4 protein-coding genes and 1 pseudogene are annotated in these 5,691 nt (G+C 33.1%); all 5 read right to left on the bottom strand.

Features of this window, described 5'->3' with window-relative positions; all coding sequences use genetic code 11:
- A partial coding sequence (locus ACQY56_RS01665) for a hypothetical protein (protein WP_428743703.1) occupies window positions 1–282 on the bottom strand: 282 nt, incomplete at its 3' end.
- A gap of 16 nt (window positions 283–298) precedes the next feature.
- Window positions 299–2,944 (bottom strand): phospholipase effector Tle1 domain-containing protein, encoded by a 2,646-nt coding sequence (locus ACQY56_RS01670; RefSeq protein WP_428739554.1) that lies wholly within the window; start codon window positions 2,942–2,944, stop codon window positions 299–301.
- Window positions 2,937–4,289, bottom strand: a complete 1,353-nt coding sequence (locus tag ACQY56_RS01675; RefSeq protein ID WP_428739553.1) for a hypothetical protein — start codon at window positions 4,287–4,289, stop codon at window positions 2,937–2,939. Before ACQY56_RS01675 ends, ACQY56_RS01670 begins: the two co-directional genes overlap by 8 nt.
- Window positions 4,286–4,924 (bottom strand): hypothetical protein, encoded by a 639-nt coding sequence (locus ACQY56_RS01680; RefSeq protein WP_428740003.1) that lies wholly within the window; start codon window positions 4,922–4,924, stop codon window positions 4,286–4,288. The genes ACQY56_RS01675 and ACQY56_RS01680 overlap by 4 nt, the downstream gene beginning before the upstream one ends.
- 127 nt (window positions 4,925–5,051) lie before the next feature.
- Window positions 5,052–5,691, bottom strand: a pseudogene (locus tag ACQY56_RS01685) (type VI secretion system Vgr family protein); the annotation flags it as partial.

The raw sequence follows: 5,691 nt of genomic DNA on the forward strand, positions 1-5,691 counted from the left end.
CACATAAAAAGCGATACGAGGAATTTTACTTACATAGCTAAACTGTGTAGCTGACTTTTTTATAGCTGCTACGATATAGCCTTTATCTATTCCGTGTGTGATGTTTTCGATAAAGGAGCCTATGGTATTTATATCATATTGAGTTTTACACGCAATGTAGAGTTTTTCTCCTGAATCTACTTTACTCTCTGGGTCTGGGATCATCTCGTAGCATCTTTGGATGTGTGCTTCATCTAGCTCGAATTTTCTTAGGTAGTGGGTTATTTGGTCTAGTTCGTACATAAAATTTTTATCCTAGTTAAAAACTTTTAAAAGGAAACTTCTCCCCTTTAGAGCCATAGATAACCCTTTGTCCATAGACTATGTTGTACCCTTCTTCTGATGGAGGGTTTGCAACAGAGTCACTACTTGAAGAGTGGTGTACATACTTTTTTCGTAGTTGCATATGTTCCTCTTTTGGTAAAGCTCTATTTGCTTTAAGAGTTGTATATATCTGTTTTAAATAGTCACCATCACTTTTTTTACTAAGTTTATACTCATCAATTAAGTCTACTAATGGAAGTTCTACTCCATCAGCTGTTGCTGCATCGTAAAATAGTTTTAAAGCTACAAGTTCATACTCCCACGATAGACCAGTTCTGTGCATATAAAAAGTTTTGGCTCTTCTTCCTGTCGTTAATTCTAAAGAATTGGAAGGGAAGTAGTCTTTCTGATAATAAAACCCTGTATTTTTAATAAGACTTAGGATTTTTGCTTCTGTAAAATCACTCTCTTGATCTGCAAGTGCTGAATCTATCCAACCATATCTTTTATTCCATTTTATATAGTCATCTTCTCTAGCATTTCTAAAAGTTGGAAATTTTTCACTACCTCGTATCTCTTGAGGGAACTCTATAGTCTCTTGTGCTGGTGAGTTTTCATATCCACCTCCAACATCAGCATGAGCACCAGGGATAAACAACTCTTTAAATTCCCCTTCAGTATGTACTATCCCTTCATAACTTTGCTCAAATATAGAGTGTGCTCTAAAATTATTACGAAACTCATCCATCGCCATAAGATGAAATACCGAACCAATTTTCTCTTTATCGAAATGGATATTGAGATCTTTTGAATCATTACTTTGCATAAGCCCGTAGTGTGTTACAGTATCCCCTATATTTACATGTCTAAAAGCTACACTTTTTATAGTGAGTTCTTGTTGACCGTAGTAAGGATTTTTCAAAAATATCTCTGCGCTTCTACCACCACTATGGATAGTTTTTGTAATACCTTTAACATCTGTACATAGCGGGTTAAAATAGTGTCTATTTGCAATTACAGTATATACACCACCGTCCCCCGGAAATAAAGCTGAAAATATATTTTTTCCCTCAACATCACCATTGAGTGCATACTTTTCATAGCCATCTTTGTTGAGTAGCTCCAAAGAGTTCATAATTGTGCAGCTAAAATGTCTAGCCTCCGTTGCACCCCTACTAAAACCAAATACATCTAAGATAAGTTCATCTATTTTTGATACATTTGATTCTCTTAGTTGCGAGGCTATCTTATCGCAGGTATAAACGATATGTGCTTTTACACCTGTCATTCCTCCACCTAGACCCAAACCAACAAAGTTATCACTATCAAGTTTTTGTCTATCTACTGGATCGATTGTTCCTGAACCTGAAGCATAGAGTTTAAACCTTTTAAAACCGTGTTCGTACGCTTTTTTATCTTTTTTAAGGATGAGTCTGTCATCTCCTCTATAGTGCTCATACAATCTTTTTACATTTGTATAACCATTTACATAACTATCACTTAGTATCCCTTTAGGTAAAAGCTTATCAATTATGAAACTTTTTATCTCGGAGGACGTACCTTTTACTTCTGAGTGATCATTCCACCAGTCACTTAAACGCTCACCCCAACCTTCATCTTTTTTTGTTAAGGTATCACGCAACTCGTAAAAAAATGCAAATATCTCATCGCTGTGCTTGGAGGCTGTATCATCTCCATAATTTTTTGCCATTTGAGAGCTTGGTTCAAAGTATCGAACATGATTTACAACTTCATCGCGAAGCATATTCATTACATATTTAGTCTTTTGTGGATCGGGGTGGGTTGCTATATACTGGGCAAATGTTGTATAACTTAATTCATTTGTTGAACGTGATTCATCCCCATAAGGTAAAAAATGCTCTTTAACATATGCAGCTGTTTTATTAAGATAAGTTTTATGATCTTGGTAAAAATCAATATTGTACATATTGTTATTGGTTCCATCAAAGAACACTCCGTACTCTATCTTTGTTTTTGGCATCAAAGAGAGAGTGAGGAGATCTTGATAATCTGTACATACATAATCCACTTTAGAGTAATTCTCATCTAAAACACTATTGTAAACATAAGGGGTAGAGAGTAGTACATATGGGGTTTGCTCTTTTTTAGTTGGGTTTTCTTTTTTTACCTGTTTAAGCTCTTGTGCAACCATTGTTTCACACTCTTGGTAGTTTTTTCGCAAATAAGAAAGATTGTAATGCTCACCCATCTTTTTATCTGCATCACTTAAATTTTTTCTAGCATTGTTGTATTTCAGAGCATAGAGTAGATCATCTTTACAAGTTACATTACTAGCAGAGATGGAGATAAGATGGATAAGTTTATTCTCAATCACTATCTCATTAGGTGCAAGGTCTAGTGTTTGTGAAACTTGTACTTTCTCTTTTTCTATCGCTTGAGATAGTAGTGCCCCGTATTCACTCTTAACAGCATCAAGTACAGCTTTATCATCATCGAGTGTTCCAGCAGCTTCAAGTGCCTCAGCCTCACTCACTACCATATAGGCAAATCGTGTTCTACCATCTTGCTGACAAATCGTCCCATCTACATTTTCAAACGATTGACAGTGAATCATCTCATCGTTGTTATAGTGTACATCTCCATCAAACATTTTACTCATCTAGTACCCCTAGTTTTTTTAGTTGTTTTTTTGCTCCATCATCGCCTTTGTCAGAAGCTTTTTTATACCACTCTATCGCTTTTTCTTTATCTTTGATCTCTTTTTTATAAATCACAGCTATATTATATGTAGCATCTATATACCCCATATCAGAAGCTTTTTTATACCACTCTATCGCTTTATCATTATCATTTAAAACTTTGTCATAAAGGTATCCTAGATTAAATGCACTCTCGGCATCACCCATGATGTAACCTTTTATATAATACTTCTTAGCTTGATTGTACTCTTTTAATTTATCTCCATAAACTTGTCCTAAAAAACGGGCGCACTCTTTATGTCCTGTTTGTATACAATCATTTAGATATTCTTTTGCTTTATCAAATGCTTTAGCTTCTGAATAATAAAATGCAACCGATTTATATCCATATTCTGAACCAAGATCACCCGCTTTTTTATATATCTCTAGTGCTTTTTCCCCATAGTTATTAACCCTGTAGATATTTCCTAGATTTATCAGTGATTTTAGATCACCTCTTTTTACTGAGAGTTTATACCATTTGATTGCATTTTCAAATTCATAACTTGTTTCATAATTAAATCCTAAATTATGTGCAGCTTGATCGTTCCCTGCTTCGTATGATTTTTTGTAGTACTCCATCGCTTTTTTATTATCATATTTATAATCGTAGTAGTTGTAAAAGTTTCCTAGATAAAAAAGGTTTTGCATATCCCCTTTTTTTAAGCCTTCTAAAAATGTTTTTTCTGCTTTTTTATACTCTTCAAACTTGTTGTAGTACAGTCCCTTACACCCATATGCTTTTATATTGCCGTTTTTAATTTCGTTATCGTAAAAGTCAAAAGTTCTTTGTTTTGCTTTACGTTCATCCATAAACTCAAACCAACTCTCTTTTTTTACTATAGCTTTTATACCACCTATTTGACAGGTGGCATCTTTATACTCTTTTATTTTTTCAAAGTAAGGGAGTGCTTTTTCATGTTGTTGTAAGGCTTCGTTATAGATACCTGCGAGATAGTAAATTGCTTCTTTATCCCCTTTAGCTACATTTATCTCATAGGTTTTTATAGCTTTATCATACATTTGATAAGAGGCGTATATACCTGCTAGGAAGTTTATGTTTTCAACTGTGGGGTTATCTTTTGCATTTTTCTCTAAACACCCTATATAATCATCTAAAGTTTGTGCATGATCTTTGCATAGTTTTACTGTAGGTTTTGGTTGGAGTTCATTTAAAAAACTATCTATATCTATATGATCTAGGTTTACTTTTGAGAAGAGTTGAGTTACTAGGAGTAGGAGTATTAATATTTTAGTTCGTATCATTCTATAACTTCCTTACCATTTACGGTTTCTAATTGTAAACTTAGTTTAGGATTGCGATAGGTATCGATTAACATACCTACCATAAAAATTAGTAAGACACCTATTGGTAAATATATGCCAATAAATGGAAGGATCGTTAATAATGCGATAATAATTGAAAAAACTTTCATAAATTTATACTCTGACTGATACATAAATCCTAAGCACAATACCCATAATGGTAAAATATACAACACATAAAACATCCAATCAACATCAGTAAATAGATCCATAAAGATATTTTCAAAGATGGAAGAAGGGATAACGGAACTTAAAGCATATAGAATAAATGCAAAAAAAGATTCAACATTACTATTATATTTTATCAATAATGAAACTATAATGATTACAAAAGCTATGATAGTAACTATTCTAAACCATTTAAAAAACTTTCCAAGATTATAAATGTTTTGCTTTTGAAATCCAACTATCAATAAAATGTAAGGGATAAAACTAAATGGAGAAAATAAATAAAAGTACTCATAATTTAACCCTTGATCTATATAAGACAGTATAATAGATTCCACCCCATACAAAATCATAAAGACGAGTATACTAGCAACTAATATTTTTTGTATTAAATTCATTTTAAGCATTTTCTACCTTCATATTGATTACTTGGTTGAAATTCATTTAAAAAGTTCTCTATATGTTCTAGGTTTACTGTGGTGTTTCTTGCAAATAGTTGGATCGCTAGAATGAGAAATAAAAGGAATTTTTTTATCATTTTTTATCTTTTGTTTTTACTTCACCACTCTCTTTTTCATCATACGTTAGAGAAACATGAGCGGCTTTTTCAATTTTACCATCAATATAAGCCATAAAGTTAATCTCATGCACATTTTCTTCTTTTAGGTTATGGATAATTGTTTCTTTTCCATCATAATCTGCTACATTTTTCCCCTCTATATCCCATCTGATCTGTGCTATCTCATCCTCTGTTGCTTCTTCTACATTAAGTTTTGCGATACATTGCCCTTCCTCTGGAGGTAGATCACTCTCTTGAATGTTGAGTACTTCCAAATAACGCTTCAACTCACTCATAGCATACCCCTCTTCATCAGAGTTTGCTACATAACAATGAACGTGTGCGTATTTGAAGATATTGTCTTTTTGGATATTTACAGTCATGGTTAGTCCATCTTCTGTGATAGTATCTTCTATTGGGTTATCTGAGAGTATATCTTTATCTTCACTATCGTTATTTTTTACAAATGCCCATACTACTTGTGATTTTTGTGTATCTGTGAGTTCTGTTTTTGCTACCCATGCATCATCTTCGTATACTTCAACTTCTGCTGTAAATGTCAGTATATCTGTTATATCTTCTTGTTTTTCTATATCTACACTAAGGTTTGTTACT

It is taken from the genome of Sulfurimonas sp., assembly GCF_050296975.1.
GTDB lineage: Bacteria > Campylobacterota > Campylobacteria > Campylobacterales > Sulfurimonadaceae > Sulfurimonas.

What these genes read in the sequence shown, in the direction of transcription:
- ACQY56_RS01670 (WP_428739554.1), bottom strand. Translation starts at nt 2,944, where the DNA reads ATGAGTAAAATGTTTGATGGAGATGTACACTATAACAACGATGAGATG.
- ACQY56_RS01675 (WP_428739553.1), bottom strand. Translation starts at nt 4,289, where the DNA reads ATGATACGAACTAAAATATTAATACTCCTACTCCTAGTAACTCAACTC.
- ACQY56_RS01680 (WP_428740003.1), bottom strand. Translation starts at nt 4,924, where the DNA reads ATGCTTAAAATGAATTTAATACAAAAAATATTAGTTGCTAGTATACTC.